Annotated in this window: 17 protein-coding genes; 16 read left to right on the forward strand and 1 reads right to left on the reverse strand. The window is 40.6% G+C overall.

Annotated features, from left to right (window positions below; translation table 11 throughout):
- The first annotated feature begins 213 nt into the window (after positions 1-213).
- From FD17_RS04730 to holA, 12 genes are all read left to right on the forward strand, one after another.
- Positions 214-501 carry a UPF0223 family protein gene (locus FD17_RS04730; protein ID WP_057824112.1) on the forward strand — a complete coding sequence of 96 codons (288 nt, stop codon included), beginning with the start codon at positions 214-216 and terminating at the stop codon, positions 499-501.
- Position 502: 1 nt separating this feature from the next.
- Positions 503-1,282, forward strand: coding sequence for an inositol monophosphatase family protein (locus tag FD17_RS04735; RefSeq protein ID WP_057824114.1), 780 nt, complete (start codon positions 503-505; stop codon positions 1,280-1,282).
- Positions 1,283-1,381: 99 nt separating this feature from the next.
- Complete coding sequence (gene typA / locus FD17_RS04740) at positions 1,382-3,229, forward strand: translational GTPase TypA (RefSeq protein ID WP_057824116.1); 1,848 nt, start codon at positions 1,382-1,384, stop codon at positions 3,227-3,229.
- Positions 3,230-3,424: 195 nt separating this feature from the next.
- Positions 3,425-4,606 (forward strand): FtsW/RodA/SpoVE family cell cycle protein, encoded by a 1,182-nt coding sequence (locus tag FD17_RS04745; protein WP_057824118.1) that lies wholly within the window; start codon positions 3,425-3,427, stop codon positions 4,604-4,606.
- An 18-nt stretch (positions 4,607-4,624) separates the two neighbouring features.
- A complete protein-coding gene (locus FD17_RS04750; protein WP_057824120.1) occupies positions 4,625-4,906 on the forward strand; it encodes a YlbG family protein in 282 nt (93 codons plus the stop codon).
- Positions 4,907-4,920: 14 nt separating this feature from the next.
- A complete protein-coding gene (rsmD, locus tag FD17_RS04755; RefSeq protein WP_057824123.1) occupies positions 4,921-5,487 on the forward strand; it encodes a 16S rRNA (guanine(966)-N(2))-methyltransferase RsmD in 567 nt (188 codons plus the stop codon).
- Complete coding sequence (gene coaD / locus FD17_RS04760; protein WP_057824125.1) at positions 5,484-5,963, forward strand: pantetheine-phosphate adenylyltransferase; 480 nt, start codon at positions 5,484-5,486, stop codon at positions 5,961-5,963. Before rsmD ends, coaD begins: the two co-directional genes overlap by 4 nt.
- A gap of 28 nt (positions 5,964-5,991) precedes the next feature.
- On the forward strand, positions 5,992-7,029 hold the full coding sequence (locus FD17_RS04765) for a SepM family pheromone-processing serine protease (protein WP_057824126.1): 1,038 nt from the start codon (positions 5,992-5,994) through the stop codon (positions 7,027-7,029).
- Positions 7,030-7,099: 70 nt separating this feature from the next.
- Complete coding sequence (locus FD17_RS04770; RefSeq protein ID WP_057824128.1) at positions 7,100-7,834, forward strand: ComEA family DNA-binding protein; 735 nt, start codon at positions 7,100-7,102, stop codon at positions 7,832-7,834.
- Positions 7,835-7,885: 51 nt separating this feature from the next.
- Positions 7,886-8,362, forward strand: a complete 477-nt coding sequence (locus FD17_RS04775) for a ComE operon protein 2 (RefSeq protein ID WP_057824130.1) — start codon at positions 7,886-7,888, stop codon at positions 8,360-8,362.
- Positions 8,363-8,421: 59 nt separating this feature from the next.
- Positions 8,422-10,617, forward strand: coding sequence for a DNA internalization-related competence protein ComEC/Rec2 (locus FD17_RS04780; RefSeq protein ID WP_057824132.1), 2,196 nt, complete (start codon positions 8,422-8,424; stop codon positions 10,615-10,617).
- A complete protein-coding gene (gene holA / locus FD17_RS04785) occupies positions 10,614-11,639 on the forward strand; it encodes a DNA polymerase III subunit delta (protein WP_057824135.1) in 1,026 nt (341 codons plus the stop codon). The genes FD17_RS04780 and holA overlap by 4 nt, the downstream gene beginning before the upstream one ends.
- 97 nt (positions 11,640-11,736) lie before the next feature.
- On the opposite strand, the gene rpsT is transcribed toward holA, so the two are convergent.
- Entirely contained in the window at positions 11,737-11,991 is a 255-nt protein-coding gene (gene rpsT, locus FD17_RS04790) for a 30S ribosomal protein S20 (protein ID WP_057824137.1), read from the reverse strand.
- Positions 11,992-12,237: 246 nt separating this feature from the next.
- Between rpsT and rpsO the strand changes: the two genes are divergently transcribed.
- The 4 genes from rpsO (at position 12,238) to tuf (ending at position 16,754) form a co-directional block, all read left to right on the forward strand.
- Positions 12,238-12,507, forward strand: coding sequence for a 30S ribosomal protein S15 (gene rpsO, locus FD17_RS04795; protein ID WP_020281908.1), 270 nt, complete (start codon positions 12,238-12,240; stop codon positions 12,505-12,507).
- Positions 12,508-12,672: 165 nt separating this feature from the next.
- Positions 12,673-14,388, forward strand: a complete 1,716-nt coding sequence (locus FD17_RS04800) for a ribonuclease J (protein ID WP_057824139.1) — start codon at positions 12,673-12,675, stop codon at positions 14,386-14,388.
- Positions 14,389-14,455: 67 nt separating this feature from the next.
- Positions 14,456-15,385 (forward strand): hypothetical protein, encoded by a 930-nt coding sequence (locus FD17_RS04805; protein ID WP_057824141.1) that lies wholly within the window; start codon positions 14,456-14,458, stop codon positions 15,383-15,385.
- A 181-nt stretch (positions 15,386-15,566) separates the two neighbouring features.
- A complete protein-coding gene (tuf, locus tag FD17_RS04810) occupies positions 15,567-16,754 on the forward strand; it encodes an elongation factor Tu (protein ID WP_020281911.1) in 1,188 nt (395 codons plus the stop codon).
- Positions 16,755-16,826: the final 72 nt, after the last annotated feature.

Genomic DNA, 16,826 nt, shown 5'->3' on the forward strand with positions numbered 1-16,826 from the left:
GTGATTGCAATACAACACAGTTCAATAAATATTACCCTTGGGCAACTTTATTGAAAACGGTGAAAACATTTACATGATTACAAACAGGGCACATTTTGATATTTCTAAGATTAATTGAATCGGCAAAAATGACAAACTTTGGTCATTTCTGTTTCACAAAGGCCACATGTATCATATAATAAAGTCAACGCAGAGATGATCGGAGTGAGAATAATGGCTGATGGGTACGAATACCCTTTGATTGACGGCTTGAATGTTGATGAAATTATTGATGTTGTGAATTTTTTTCAGACAGTTGAACAGGCTTATGAGCAATCAAATGGTGTCAAACGAGCGGATTTTATTGATGCTTATCGAAAATTTCAACAAATTGTTCCTTCAAAGATGGAACAAAAACAGCTTGAAAAAGAATTCGAACAGCGATCTGGTTACAGTGCCTACCAGGTAGTCAAAATCTCCAAGGATGCACAATCGATTAATTTAAAGATACACGAGGCATAGAATGGAAATTAACGAAGTCAAACAAATTGATAAGACAGTTAAAGGGTGGCTGCATGAATCTCGAGACAACGTCCTAAGAAAGATTGATACCCGACTGACGGTGGATACAAAAACAAGTCGAAAAGATTTGGTTACAAATATTGATAAGCAGAATGAAAAGTTTTTAGTCAGTAAGATTCGAGCTTTTGATCCTAATGCAAAAATATTGGGCGAAGAGGGCTTTGGCGATCAGGTTCATTCTACGGATGGTCGGATTTGGATTATCGATCCAATTGACGGCACAATGAACTTTGTTAAGCAGCGAAACCACTTTGCGATCATGATTGCCTTATATGAAGATGGAAAAGGCGTTTTGGGTTATGTAATGGATGTCATTGGGAAGCATTTGCTTTCAGGAGGTCCTGATTTAGGAGTCTTTGATAATGGTAGACCGTTACCCCCAATTCAAGATACAACCCTTAGGGAAGGCTTGATTGGTCTAAGTGGCCCCATGGTATTGCACAACGATTATAATATGGTAGATATTGCCCAACAGTCCTTGGGAATGCGCATTTATGGCAGTGCTGGCATTGACATCATCTCAGTTCTTCGGGGTGAATTAGTTGGATATATTTCTTATTTGAAGCCTTGGGACTTTGGGGCGGGCAGAATTTTGTGTCAAACTGCCGGGCTTAAGATGACAACTATTGACGGACAGCGATTAGATGTGTTATCATCAACACCAGTATTGTTAGCAACACGAAATGCACATCAAGACATTCTTACAATCGTAAGTAAATGATCGGACTGTGACAGTTGTCACAGTTTTTTTATGCGAAGATATATGAAGTGACAAGATGTACAACATTCGGTTTGATTTAAATGAAGGGAAGCCAACGACTTGGATACTAAATTAAAAACACGCGACGACATTCGTAACATCGCCATTATTGCCCATGTTGACCACGGTAAGACAACCTTGGTTAACGAAATGTTAAAGCAGTCAGACACACTTGATCAACACGTACAGATTGAGGATCGTGCCCTTGACTCGAATGCCATTGAACGAGAACGTGGAATCACCATTCTCTCAAAGAACACTGCCGTTCGTTATGGCGACAAACAAATTAACATCCTGGATACCCCAGGACATGCGGATTTCGGTGGTGAAGTTGAACGGATCATGCGAATGGTTGATGGCTGTTTACTTGTCGTTGATGCTTTCGAAGGTACAATGCCTCAGACCCGGTTCGTTTTGAAGAAAGCTCTTGAACAACACTTAACCCCAATCGTTGTGATTAACAAGGTTGACCGTGAAGGTGCCCGTCCTCAAGAAGTTGTGGATGAAGTTCTTGACTTATTTATTGAACTTGGTGCTGATGAAGAACAACTCGATTTCCCTGTTGTATACGCATCAGCTATGAACGGTACTTCAAGTTACGATCCTGACATCAGCAAGCAGGAACATACAATGAAGCCAATCTTTGATACAATCATCAAGGATATTCCAGCTCCTATCGATAATTCAGACGAACCACTTCAATTCCAGGTTGCAATGCTTGATTATAACGACTTCGTTGGTCGTATCGGAATTGGCCGGATCTTCCGTGGAACAATCAAGGTCGGTGACAGTGTTACTGTTATGAAGCTTGATGGTTCAAAGCAGAACTTCCGTGTTACCAAGTTAATGGGATTCTTTGGTTTGAAGAAAGAAGATATCGATTCAGCCAAGGCTGGTGATTTAATCGCCGTTTCTGGTATGGAAGATATTAATGTTGGAGAAACAGTTGTTGACCCTAAGGATCCGGAACCACTTCCAATCCTTAGAATTGACGCACCAACTCTTCAAATGACCTTTGGAACCAACACTTCACCATTTGCCGGTCAAGACGGTAAATTCGTCACTGCTCGTCAGTTGGGAGATCGTTTGAAGCGTGAACTTCATACTGATGTTTCATTACGAGTTGAAGATACCGACACCCCAGGTTCATGGGTCGTTTCAGGTCGTGGTGAGCTGCATTTGTCAATTTTAGTTGAAACCCTGCGTCGTGAAGGCTTTGAACTTCAAGTATCACGTCCAGAAGTTATCTATCGAGAAGTTGACGGCACAATGTGCGAACCATTTGAATCAGTTCAAATCGATACACCAGATGAATATACTGGTTCCATTATTGATACCCTTTCACAACGTAAAGGTACCATGCAGAACATGGAAACAACCGATAATGGTCAAACTCGTTTGACATTCCTGGCACCATCACGTGGATTGATCGGATATTCAACTGAATTCCTTTCATTAACTCGTGGTTATGGTATCTTAAACCATACCTTTGAAAAGTACAGTCCTGTTATCAAGGGCTGGAACCCTGGCCGTAAGAAGGGGACTCTTGTATCAATGAACTCCGGCAAAGCAACTACCTATGCAATGATGGGTATTGAAAGTCGTGGTACATTGTTAATTGACCCAGGTACAGAAGTATATGAAGGTATGATCGTTGGTGAAAATAACCGTGAGAACGATATCACTGTTAACATCACCAAAGGTAAGAACCTGACCAACGTCCGTGCTGCCGGTTCCGATGATATGGCTCGGATTAACACACCAACTCACCTTTCACTTGAAGAATCACTTGAATTCTTGAATGAAGATGAATTGTGTGAAGTTACTCCTAACTTCATTCGTTTGAGAAAGAAGATTCTTAACTCAAACACTCGTGAAAAAGAAGCCAAGAAGAAGCGTCACAACTAAAATCAAATTTTAAACGAACCACAGTTAGTCCAATCTGGACTGATTGTGGTTTTTATTTTGCTGTCATTTTCCGGAGAGCCAATTAGTTTGTTAAATTCCCGTAAACCGTTTGGTGATTCAGAAAAGTGAACTTTTAATTATGATATAATGTAGGTCGATGTCCGTACATATTATTTGGAAAGTGGAGTTGGACCAATGGGGAAAGAACGTTTAAAAAATCTTGATTATGTTATCTTTATTCCGTATATCATTATGTCAATTGTTGGGGTTGTCATGGTGTATTCTGCCAGTGCAAATATTGCAATCCAAAATGGTGGGAATCCGCTAAGTTACCTGATTAAGCAGTTGATCTTCGTAGTTTTGAGTGTCGGAATTGTCTTCTTCATGATGAGGATGAATATTAAATATTTACGGATCCAAGGTTTCTTGAAAATCCTGCTTGCCCTGTTTGTTGTTGTTTTAGTTTGTCTGTTGGCTTTCGGAAAAACAATCAACGGAGCTGCGGGGTGGATTCACCTTGGGCCGGTCAATATTCAACCTGCCGAATTTGTAAAATTCTTTTTGATTATTTGGCTGGCTGATGCCATTGATAGGGGACAGCCCGAGATCACCCTTTCAGTTCGTAACTGGTGGGATCAGATGAAGCGGCCGTTATTTTGGACAGTCGTTTTAATCGCTTTGATTTTAAAGCAGCCTGACTCCGGTGGGGCCGCAATTAATTTGGCAATTGCATTCATTTTGTTTAACTGCAGCGGTTTTTCATGGAAACATGCTTTATCGATTATCTATGGCTGTGCGGCCGGAGCTGTTTTGATATTTGAAATGGTTTTAGTTCCCATGGCTAAGTCTGATTCTTTCTCTCATTCTTATCAACTTCAACGGATTGTCGCTTTTACCAATCCGTTTGGGCACGCCCAGGGAACGGGCCAACAAGTCGTTAATTCATATTATGCAATTAGTAATGGTGGATTATTTGGTGTTGGCCTTGGTAACAGTGTTCAAAAAACCGGTTATCTGCCTGAACCAAATACCGATTTTATTATGTCAATTCTGACTGAAGAACTTGGTGCAATTGCTGCTTTTATTGTTTTGGCGTTACTAACTATCATTATTTTGAGAACGGTCCAAATTGGTGTTCGCAGCAATGATACTTATCAAAGCCTCATATGTTATGGTGTTGCAACCTATATGTCAATCCAAACATTCTTCAATATGGGTGGTGTATTGGGTGTTCTACCAATCACCGGGGTGACTTTCCCGTTTATCAGTTACGGGGGATCCAGTATTTTGACGCTTTCACTGTGCTTGGGGCTGGTATTGAATATCAGCAGCAGCCAACGAATACAGCGGCGGGCAATGAAAGTTGCCCGAAAATAAATTCTAGGAGATGTAATGATGACATTGGATATTCAACCAACAACTGGATTAATCGTTTATTTGCATTCGATTCGCCATTCAAGAAATCTTAAGTCATATGGCAGACTTTATTACGTTTCCAAGCGAATGCGTTACGGGTTGATCTATGTTAATAAAGATGATGAAGAAGAAATTACAAAAAAATTGTCTTCACAAAACTACGTTAAGCAAGTTGTTCCTTCACATTTAAACGAGTTGGTTCATGAAGTTGAAGGAAAAACCGATTTGGAAGATGATGATTTGGCGGACGAGGATTATTAGAGTCGAGGTATGGTATGAGAATTGTATCTGGTAAATATGGTGGTATTCGATTAACACCGGTTAAAAGCGATAAGACTCGCCCAACTACTGACAAGGTAAAAGAATCGTTATTTAGTATGACCGGTCCCTATTATCAAGGCGGCAAGTTTTTGGACCTTTTTGCCGGATCTGGCGCCGTTGGCATTGAAGCAGTTTCCAGAGGAATGGACAGCGCTGTGTTGGTTGATCGCCAGTATCAAGCAATTAAGGCGATCAAAGAAAACATCGCCAAGATTCATGCCGAAGACCGGTTTGAGGTTATCAAAGGCAATGCAGAAGTCATCTTGAAACAATTAGCTGAAGATGGTGTGAAATTCGACATGGTCTTTCTTGACCCACCGTATAAGCTCCAAAAGATAACGGAGACGTTGGCAAAACTAAAGTCACTTCAACTCCTCAATGATGGTGCCACGGTGATTTGTGAAACCGACGACCATACTGAATTACCAGATGAGCTCGATGGCTTTCAAGCCATTAAGCAGAAAAATTATGGACTGACAAACTTAACGATCTATGACTATCAAGCGGGGAATAAGCAATGACAAAAGCTTTATATGCAGGGAGTTTCGATCCAATCACGTTTGGTCACATTGATGTTATCAAGCGCGCAAGTCGGGTCTTTGACAAGGTGTATGTTGCAATTAGCATTAATACCCATAAACATGCACTGTTTACAGATGATCAAAGAGCAGATTTCGCTCGGCAGGCACTGGAAAATTTGGATAATGTAGAGGTTCTCGTTTCAGAAGAATTAACTGTCAAATTGGCTCGAAGCTTGGGAGCAACTGTCTTGGTCCGTGGTGTTCGGGGTGGAAGCGATCTGGATTCAGAAATGTCAATTGCCGGGTTAAATGAGAAAATGGATGACAGCATTCAAACTATCTTTATCCCAACTGCGGCAAACTACCGGGATCTTTCATCGAGTATGATCAAAGAAATCGCTAAATTCCACGGCAATATTGATAAGTTTGTTACTGTACCGGTTGTGAAGGCACTAACCGAAAAATATCGGTCATAAAAAAATAGTATAAGAGAGTGGTGGACTGATGAAAAAGTGGTTTAAGAAGTATCTTATTTGGTTTGCCATTTTGCTTTTTATTGCGATTGGGTTTCTGTGGCCGCTTCCAAAATATATCGAAGGTCCTGGCGATGCAGCAAATCTAAGCAAAATTGTGAACATCAAGCAGCACCCAGATAAGCAAAAAGGACAATTCATGTTGATGTCGGTCAGCATTGCCCAAGCAAGGCCGTTCACGTATCTGTATGCTAAATTGAGTCCATATTACTCAATCGAACCTGAAGAGGCCGTTACAGGCGGTCAGGATATGAAAGAGTACAGCAAGGTTCAGCAGATATACATGAACGGATCAATTAACAGTGCAATTTATACTGCTTATCACCAGGCAAATAAAGCTGTCAAAATCAAGTATCGCGGAATCTATGTCATGAGCATCATGAAAAATTCCAAGTTCAAAGATAAGCTGAAAGTTGGGGACGTTGTTGTTGCTCTAGATGGTCATCATTTTCAAAGTTCAGCCGGCTTTATTAAATATGTCAAAAAGCAAAAGTATGGTCAGAAGTTGACGGTTGCCTACAAACGAAACGGGAAACTTCATGAGGCAACTGCACCATTGGGCATGATTTCCAAGCATCGGGCAGGAATTGGAATTACATTGACTGATGATATCCAGGTTAAACCATCAATTCCAATTAAAGTTCACCCTGGCCAAGTTGGCGGACCATCCGGTGGGCTGATGTTCTCGCTCCAAATTTATAGTCAACTAACAAATAAGAATTTAAGACATGGACAAAAGGTTGCCGGAACTGGAACTGTTGACGGGTTTGGAAATGTTGGTGAAATTGGCGGAATTGATAAAAAAGTAATCACTGCCAAGAAGCATGGTGCAAAGATCTTCCTTGCCCCGTACATTAAACCAACGAAGTACATTTTAAAGTATGAAGAGGATCACAAAACCAATTATCAGTTGGCTAAAGAAACAGCAAAAAAATATGCACCTTCAATGAAAGTGATTCCTGTTAAGACATTTGCCCAAGCAGTTTCAGTATTAGAGAAAAATAAATAGCATTATTGATAAAAGGATTAGATAAACTAATCCTTTTTTTCGTATGTACATTTTAGAAGGGAGGTACAGTATGGATAGGATACGTGAGTTCATTGATGAATATCTTTATCAGATACTGATTGGCCTAGTTGCAGTCATTATTATTTTTATGTTTGTTATTGGTGGAATGCTCATTCGAGGAGGCGATGATGCTTCAGAAGGTGATGATCAGAGTATGATCAGAAGTTCAACCAGCACGACGGCAGATTCAGCTTCACAAACATCAACGCCTCAGGAGCAGACCAAGCCAGTTTCGTCAGGGTCAAATCAGCAAATGTACGTGGACGTCAAAGGTGCCGTGAAGAATCCTGGTGTGTACCAAATCAGTGGTAATATGCGGGTGGTCGATGCAATCGCATTGGCTGGTGGGTATAATCGCTCGGCAGATAAGAAGAAAATCAATCTTGCCCAAAAATTGACCGACCAGCAGGTGATCTATGTGCCAATACGAGGCGAAAAGGGCACCCCGGTCACTTCCACAGTAGGTACGGCATCAACACCTGAAGCATCTGAGCAAACGCCCTCAGCGGACGGCTCAGGCTCAACAGCAGATAGCGGATCAACAACCGGTTCCCAGCAAATTAATCTGAATACCGCTGATAAGACAAAGCTCCAGGAACTAACCGGCATTGGCGAAAAAAAGGCCGATCAAATCATTGCTTATCGTCAGGCCCATGGTCAATTTAAAAATATTGAGGAGCTAAAAGAAGTCCCTGGATTTGGCGACAAAACCTTTGCTAATCTTAAATCTTCAATTTGCGTATAGCCCAAAATGCGAATTTGAGATATGATTTACACCAGAGAAGGTGGAATGAAAATGGATAAGCGAATTAAATGGGACCAATATTTTATGATGCAGGCTGTTTTGTTGGCCTCAAGAAGCACATGTGAGCGATTATCCGTTGGTGCTGTCATTGTCAGAGATAAGCGGATCATTGCCGGTGGATATAACGGATCTGTTGCCGGAGATGATCATTGTATTGATGTTGGCTGTTACTTGGAAGATGGTCATTGCGTTAGAACAATTCATGCGGAGATGAATGCCATCCTTCAATGTGCCAAGTTCGGCGAGAGTACAGATAATGCAGAAATATATGTGACGGACTTTCCCTGTCTCCAATGTACAAAAATGCTGTTGCAGGCAGGAATCACCAAGATCAATTACTTGAGAAACTACCATAATAATGATTACGCACAAAAGTTGATTAGTTTGAAGAATATTGAATTAAACAAAATAAAATTGACTCAAGCCGACATGGATAGAGTTCCATTCGAATCCTATTTGTCTGAATAGTTATTAATAAAAACTGGCTCATCTTTCCCGCTGGCGTTATGTTGTTCATGAGTATGGCAATGGCTGGTAATGTTTTGATTGGGCTCGGATTATTGAGCTTGTTTTTTCTACGAATTTTATTATTACGAAATTTGAAAGTCATCATCGCTTGTGTATTGGCGGCAGCTGTATTTTCTGCAGCTTGTCTGCTTTCAAATCATCAATTGTCACAAATCCCTAGTAAGCAATCATATGTTGTTAAGGTTTATCCGGACACAACGAAGGTTGACGGGGCGAATCTAAGCTTTATTGCCAAGCCCGAGGATACCAACCAAAAGATGGTCTTTTATGCCAGACTAAAGGACAAATGCCAGCAGCAACTGTTTAAGCAGAGTGTGGATCCGTTGATGGTTACAGTAGCGGGTAAGCCGTCGGACTTTCTGCCGGCAACGAATGTGAATCAGTTTGATGCTGAACGGTATTATCATCATCAAAAAATCAATTCTTCATTTATTGTTGAAAACATTCATTTTGATGGGTCTCCCCGAAGGCAGACGATTATTGATCGGATTCACATTATTCGTGCACAATTTAACCATTATTGCCAACGACTCCCGAAGACGTTGGGGATATACGCAACCGGTTTGATCAGTGGCTATCGGGCAAATGATTTTTTTGATGAAATGACTGGCGTTCAGCGTTTGGGCCTTCTTCACATTTTTAGCATTTCAGGGATGCATGTAGCTTATTTTCTTTCCATTGTTGATCAATTGATGGCATGGCTGGGACTATCCAAGCTCAAAAAGGCAATTATTGCCATCACTCTACTGGGAGGATATTTTGTTTTTTCTGGTGGCTCGCCAGGGTTGATGAGGGCTGTGATCATGGCAGTAATTGCAATTATCAATCGGCTTTTAAAGCTGGGATTTTCAAGGCTCGATATTTGGAGTACATCCTTGATGATAAACCTGTTGATTTTACCTGAAACCATGTTCTTAATGGGTGTTCAGTTAAGTTATGGGCTGTCACTTGGGTTGATTGCTTCGGAAAAGTTTTCATATATTAAACAAACGATTTTGTTGAACTTACTGACGGTGCCGATTCTGTTATTCAATCTCTATGAATGGCATGTTTTAAGCGTTGCTGTTAATCTGATTGTTTTGCCAATCTTTGGTCAAATCATTTTCCCCTTGGTCATCCTCGGTGTAATTGTTGGAGCCGCCGGAGCTATCTTAACCACTCCAATTGACTGGGTCCTTCATGTCTTTAACGATGGGCTAAACGCCATTAGTGGTCTGCCTGGGATGATTGTGTTTGGGAAACCGCCTTTGGTTATGGTTCTGCTCATGCTTTCGCTGACATTTTTCCTTGCTATCGCCGATCGCCTGTATGCCAAACAGATTTCCTTAGCATTGGTGACTATTTATCTGGGCACATTTTGCTGGATTCACTTTCCAATAAATGGTGAGGTAACGATGTTTGATATTGGTCAAGGGGACAGTTTTTTGATCCGCGAGCCTTTCAACCGGAGCGTGACAATGATTGACACTGGTGGGAAGGTTCAGTTTAATTCCGAATCATGGCAAAAAGGAACCCAGCATTATCAAGCAAAACGATTATCGATTAATTATTTAAAAAGTATTGGTATTTCAAAGATCGATAATCTATGTGTGAGTCACCAAGATGCCGATCATTGTGGTGATCTACCGGCATTCATTGAAGAAATGGCAATTGGTCAAATTATCATACCTTTGGGGATGGATAAGAATCCCAGCTTCATGCAGAAAATTGCCAAGCGACAAAACAAGACCAAATTGCTGTGTGTGAATGATGAAATGCAGGTTGCGAAGCTGCCTGCCACCATATACCACCCGTATTTAGCCGGTAAAGGTGAGAACCATGATTCGATGGTTTTGGGAACTCAAAAAGGGGGACTAAGCTGGCTGTTCACAGGCGATCTGGATCGTCCAGGAGAGCTGGATACAATTGCTCGGCACCCCGGATTGACCGCTGACGTATTGAAAGTAGGCCACCATGGGAGTAAAACATCTTCTGATCCGCAATTTATCACATCGGTTAAGCCGCGGATTGCGTTAATCTCTGCAGGTCGGCATAACCGATATGGACACCCAAACGACGAAACGTTAGTGACACTTAAGCAGCACCATGTCCGAATCTTTAATACCCAAAAACAGGGTATGGTAAGATATATTTATCGAAATAATACCGGGCACTTTGAAACGGTGTTAAAAGGCAACGAAGGGAACTTAGAATGAACTATTCGCAATTAATAAAAGAATTAAACGATGGGGCCCCCGATTCAGTTTATTTGATTTTGGGCGATCAGTCCTATCTTTCACAACAAATTAAAGATGCGTTTACCAAGATTATCCCCGAAAGTGAACGTTCGATGAATATCGGCAGCTATGATATGGAAGATACTTCTATTTCGGCAGCGGTTGAGGATGCAATCTCCGTTCCATTTTTTGGTGAACGGCGGTTGGTGATGATTAATCGACCGTATTTCTTAACAGGGATGCGAACCAAATCAAAAGTTGAACAAAATGTCGATGATTTTCTTGAGTATTTAAAGCATCCCGAGGAATCAACGGTGATGGTTATCTTTGCGCCATACGAGAAGTTGGATTCACGGAAAAAAGTCACCAAGGCGCTCAAAAAAGTTGCTGTTACAGTGGAAATTGGCAAACTTCGAGAGAATGAAATTAAAAAGTTGGTTACTGAAAAGATTACTGCTGCTGGATTCAACATCGATCATGATGCATTGGATAGAATGGTGGAATTGACAGGGGGCAAGCTGACCGCGATGATGAGCGACCTGCCAAAGCTGCTTTTATATAATAATGAATCCAAAGAAATCGGGATCGACTCTGTCAATGGTCTCGTCAGCCGGTCAATGGAACAAAATGTTTTCGATCTAGTTAACAGCGTTCTCCAGAAGAACCCTAAACAGTCGATGGATATTTATCATCAGCTGATTTTGGAAAATGATGAACCCATTCGGATTAATGCCGTTTTGATTCAGCAGTTTCGGCTGTTGCTGCAGGTCATGATTCTGCAGAAGCATGGCTATTCCCAGGGAAACCTTGCTGCGACCCTTAAAGTTCATCCATACCGGGTAAAGCTTGCAATGCAAACGGTTAGAAAGTTTAATTATGATCAATTACGAGATGCATATATTGGACTGGTTGATACCGAACGTCAGATGAAATCTACCAATCGCCCGCCTGAACTGTTATTTGAACTTTTTGTTCTTAAGTTTATGAAAAGTGTGGGTTAAGATATACTAAAACAGGCACAGAAACTGCATTTGCAGCTTCTGTGCCTGTTTTTAGATACAAAAAAAGTTGTTAGCCTAACTAACAACTGGAAAGGTATTATTTTGCTAACTTTGAAGTTAAACGTGACTTGTCACGAGCAGCCTTGTTAGCTTTGATTAAGCCCTTTGATTTTGCGCGATCAATTGCGCTGATTGCGTTAATGTATAAATCCTTAACGTCGTCAGAACCGGCAATTTGTGCCTTTTGGAACTTCTTAACTGCAGTACGGTATGTACTCAATTGAGCAGCATTACGACGTTGTGCTTTTTCGTTAGTTTTAACACGTTCGATAGCAGATTTGATAATTGGCATTTGACTCACCTCCGAGTATTATTCTTAGTAAAAATTATTAAATTTCAACAAGCATCATTATACAAAAATCGGCGAACTATTGCAACCCAAACAATGAACGAATTTCATTGGTAGGCTTGTATTTAATTGGGAAATCCGTTATACTATTTTTTGTGTGTTGTACAAGACCTTCGACTTAGTTTGTCGGGTACCACTTCCGCTTACTCAGTTGTTGGCTTCAAAAAAATTAAAAGGTGGTTATATACTATGGCAATTACACAGACCAAGAAAAACGAAATTATCAACAAGTTTGCTCGTCACGAAGGCGATACCGGTTCAGCAGAGGTTCAAATCGCTGTTTTAACTGCAGATATCAACGAACTGAACGAACATATGCGTACACATCGTAAGGATTATCATTCACAACGTGGACTTATGAAGAAGATTGGTCATCGTCGTAACTTATTGGCATATTTACGTGACAATGATGTTACCCGTTACCGTCAATTAATCAAAGACTTGGGTCTTCGTCGTTAATATTAACATTTCGGGAACGGATTTTATCCGTTCTTTTTTTATACATATTATATTTAAAAAACAGCAATCTTTTTTTGAAAAATTCGGTTTCAACAAAAAATATGTTAAACTAAAAGAAGCTGAAAACGAACGTAAAAAAGAACATATTAATTTTTGAGGTGAATCATGAAAAACGAAATAAAAGTCATGGCAATTGGTGGCGCCCGCGAAAACGGCAAAAACATGTACGCGGTTGACATTAATGGCGGAATCTATATTTTGGACTGTGGTCTAAAATATCCTGAAAACGAATTATTAGGGATTGACGTTGTCATTCCCGACTTTAGCTGGCTGGAAGAAAATAAGGATCGAATTGTCGGAGTTTTCCTGACACATGGTCATGCAGACTCGATTGGTGCAATTTCATACTTTTTGAGCAAGTTTGACGTTCCTGTCTTTGGTTCAGAAATGACCATTGAATTGGCCAAGCTAAATGTTGCTGATTCTGAAGAGATCAAGAGCTTTGATGATTTTCACGTTGTTAGTGACCGTAGTGAGATTGATTTTGACGATATTAAGGTTACTTTCTTTAAGACAACTCATTCAATTCCTGGTTCCCTGGGCATCGCACTGCATACGTCAGACGGCATTATCGTATATACCGGTGATTTTAAGTTTGACCAGACAGCAGCACCGATTTACCAAACCAATTATTCTGCATTAACTCAGCTTGGCGATGAAGGGGTTTTGGCCTTGCTTGACGATTCTGGGAATGCTGAGAATCCCAAGCCAAGTGCTTCAGAAAAGAAAATTGCAGAATATATTTATGACACATTTAATTACCAGAGCAGCCGAATTATTGTTGCCAGTGTTGCATCTAACATTTTAAGAATGCAGCAGGTTTTCAATGCGGCTGCCAGAACAGGTCGCAGAGTTTATCTGACAGGTCATGATTTGGAACGAATTGTAAAAACAGCCATGGGGTTAAACACCTTGAAGCTGCCTGAAGACAATTTGTTGATTGGATCACTTGATGAGCTAAAGAAGATGGCACCGGACAAAGTGGTGATCATTCAGACTGGTAAGATGGGTGAACCAATCAAGGCGATTCAGCGGATGGCCAACAAAGAACAAAGTGATATCAACATTGAGCCTGGCGATCTGGTATTCATTACAACAACACCATCGACTGCTATGGAAACAACCGTAGCCAAAACTCGGGATATGGTTTATCGGGCAGACGGTGAAGTGAAAATGATTTCTGATGAGATGAATTCATCGGGAGATGCGAGTCAATCCGACCTTCAGTTATTAATGAATCTTCTCCATCCAAAGTATGTAATTCCAGTTCAAGGTGAGTATCGACTGCTTGAAGCCAACGCCAATTTAGCAAAAGAAATTGGATATACCGACGATCAAATTGTTATTCCCGCCAAAGGTGATATTATTTCCATCTCGAAGGATGATATTCATCTCGGAAAAGGCGTCGATCTTGCTGACACCATGATTGATGGAATTGGAATCGGGGATATTGGAAACATTGTCCTCCGTGATCGAAAGGTTCTTTCCGAAGATGGGATTTTCGTTGCCGTTGTCACAATTGACCGAAAAAAGAAACGAATTGTTTCAAGCCCTAAATTAACTTCACGAGGATTTGTTTACGTTAAGGCTAACAAGGATCTAATGAAGGATGCTGCTGGAATTATTGAAAAGACGGTTACCAATAATTTAGAGCATAAAGAATTTGATTGGAGCAATTTGAAGCAGGACGTGCGTGAAGACTTAAGCGATTATCTTTACAAGCAGACCAAACGGCGACCTGTTATTCTGCCGGTTATCATGGAAGTTAACCAGCATCACAAACGTTCGAAGAAAAAACAAAAAGCAACTGAAAAAGATTAATTCAAAAACGAGTAATTCATTCATTTGAATTACTCGTTTTCTGTAGATGTCAATAATGGAGGAAAATATGGCTGAGATTGCAAAAAATGATCAGGTCATTTTATTGAGTGCACAAGAAGATCTTAAAGACGGTCGATTCAACCAAGTGATTAACAATGCCGAGCATTTATTGAAAAAATATCCCAACGAATTGGAAATTAACGGCCTGTACGCGAGTGCTCTATATTATTTGAAAAAATATCACGATGCCTATGAGACCGTTCAAAACTTTGCTGATGAGCTGATTGTCTATCCGAAATACCAAGAAAATGTGTTAAACATATTTCTGGCAAATCAAATTTACATGGCAGCAAGGGAAGTGCTGGGTCAGGCACCTTCTGAAAAGTATGAGGAGTGGCAAAGACTGATCATTGATCAAGAAGATCGCTTTCGAAAAGGTAATGGCAACAAATTAGCAGTAGAAACTCGAAATTTTGCTCACCTCGGAGCGCATTCAGTTTATGAACAGGTTCAAGAAATCAAAACCGCACAGAAACTTCCATTAAAGGAATATGTGTCGGCTGCCAAAATTTTGTTAAATGATCCGTTTGGATGGCAGGTTTCAAAAACGCAAGTCTTATTAGAGCTCATGAAAGTAAAAGTTTCTGAAAACGTCCAGCTGTTTTGGATGGACGGTAAAGCCCACACCATAAGTGTTGACGAATTAAAACCATTGGCCGAATACCAATCTTTTGTGAATGTCCTGCGAAAAATAGATGAGAAGTTTGCCGCAGAGGATCCAATCAAGTTGGATCTTCTTGAAAAAATGCTATTCACGCAAAGTAATTATATTTATCCGTATTTTGATAAGGTGATAACCGAACCGGACTTTTGGGCAGATGCAATTGCTGCTCAAACCTTTGGTGGAACAGTATCTGCCAGTGATTCGCAAGAGAAGCAGATGTTATCATGGATTCGGCTGATTCATGACCAAGAGATTAAAATTGGTCTCATATAACTAAATTATTTTCGGAAAATGGAGGGAATCTGTTTACAAACAATTCTAGTATCGATATAATACTTAAGGATTCTTCGAAAATTGACTACTTTGTCTTTTCCAGAAGATGTAGTATAATAACACTTAGAAATGCATTGATGCGAATTGATGTAATTCTTGAAAACAACAGGAGGTTTCATTAATGGCAAAAGAACATTATGAAAGAACAAAACCCCATGTAAACATTGGTACTATTGGCCATATTGATCATGGGAAAACTACTTTGACTGCTGCTATCACTAAAGTATTGGCTTCAAAGGGTCTCGCTAAAGCTGAAGACTATGCCGATATCGATGCAGCTCCAGAGGAACGTGAACGTGGTATAACTATCAACACTGCGCACGTGGAATACGAAACTGAAAAGCGTCACTATGCCCATATCGATGCTCCAGGACATGCTGATTACATTAAAAACATGATCACTGGTGCCGCTCAAATGGATGGTGCTATTTTGGTTGTTGCCGCAACTGATGGCCCAATGCCACAAACTCGTGAACATATCTTACTTGCTCACCAAGTTGGTGTTGATTACATCGTTGTATTCTTAAACAAGACTGATTTAGTTGATGATGACGAATTAGTTGACTTGGTTGAGATGGAAGTTCGTGAATTACTTTCTGAATACGATTATCCTGGTGATGATATTCCTGTTCTCCGTGGTTCAGCTCTTAAAGCACTTGAGGGCGACAAGGAACAAGAACAAGTTATCCTTGACTTAATGGATGTTGTTGATGAATATATTCCAACTCCAGAACGTGACGACAGCAAACCATTCTTGATGCCAGTTGAAGATGTCTTCACTATCACTGGTCGTGGTACTGTTGCATCTGGCCGTATCGATCGTGGTACTGTTAAAGTCGGTGACGAAGTTGAAATCGTTGGTTTGAGTGATCAACCATTGAAGTCAACTGTTACTGGTTTGGAAATGTTCCGTAAGACATTGGATCAAGGTCAAGCCGGAGATAACGTTGGTGTTCTTCTTCGTGGTATCGACCGTGACCAAGTTGTCCGTGGACAAGTTCTTGCTGCTCCTGGTTCAATCCAGACCCACAAGAAGTTCGAAGGTCAAGTTTATATCTTGACTAAAGAAGAAGGTGGACGTCATACTCCATTCTTCTCAAACTACCGTCCACAATTCTACTTCCATACCACCGATGTTACCGGTGTTATCGAATTGGAAAAGGGCGTAGAAATGGTTATGCCTGGTGATAACGTTACATTCCAAGTTGAATTAACTAAGCCAGTTGCCATTGAAAAAGGTACTAAGTTCACCATCCGTGAAGGTGGCCATACTGTTGGTGCCGGTGTTGTTAGTGACGTTAATGACTAGTTTCATTCGTTAAGAGCACACTTAAGCTGTGAGGACAATTCCTCGCAGCTTTTTTTATTCGTAAAGGTTCAT

It is taken from the genome of Lentilactobacillus sunkii DSM 19904, from assembly GCF_001435575.1.
GTDB lineage: Bacteria > Bacillota > Bacilli > Lactobacillales > Lactobacillaceae > Lentilactobacillus > Lentilactobacillus sunkii.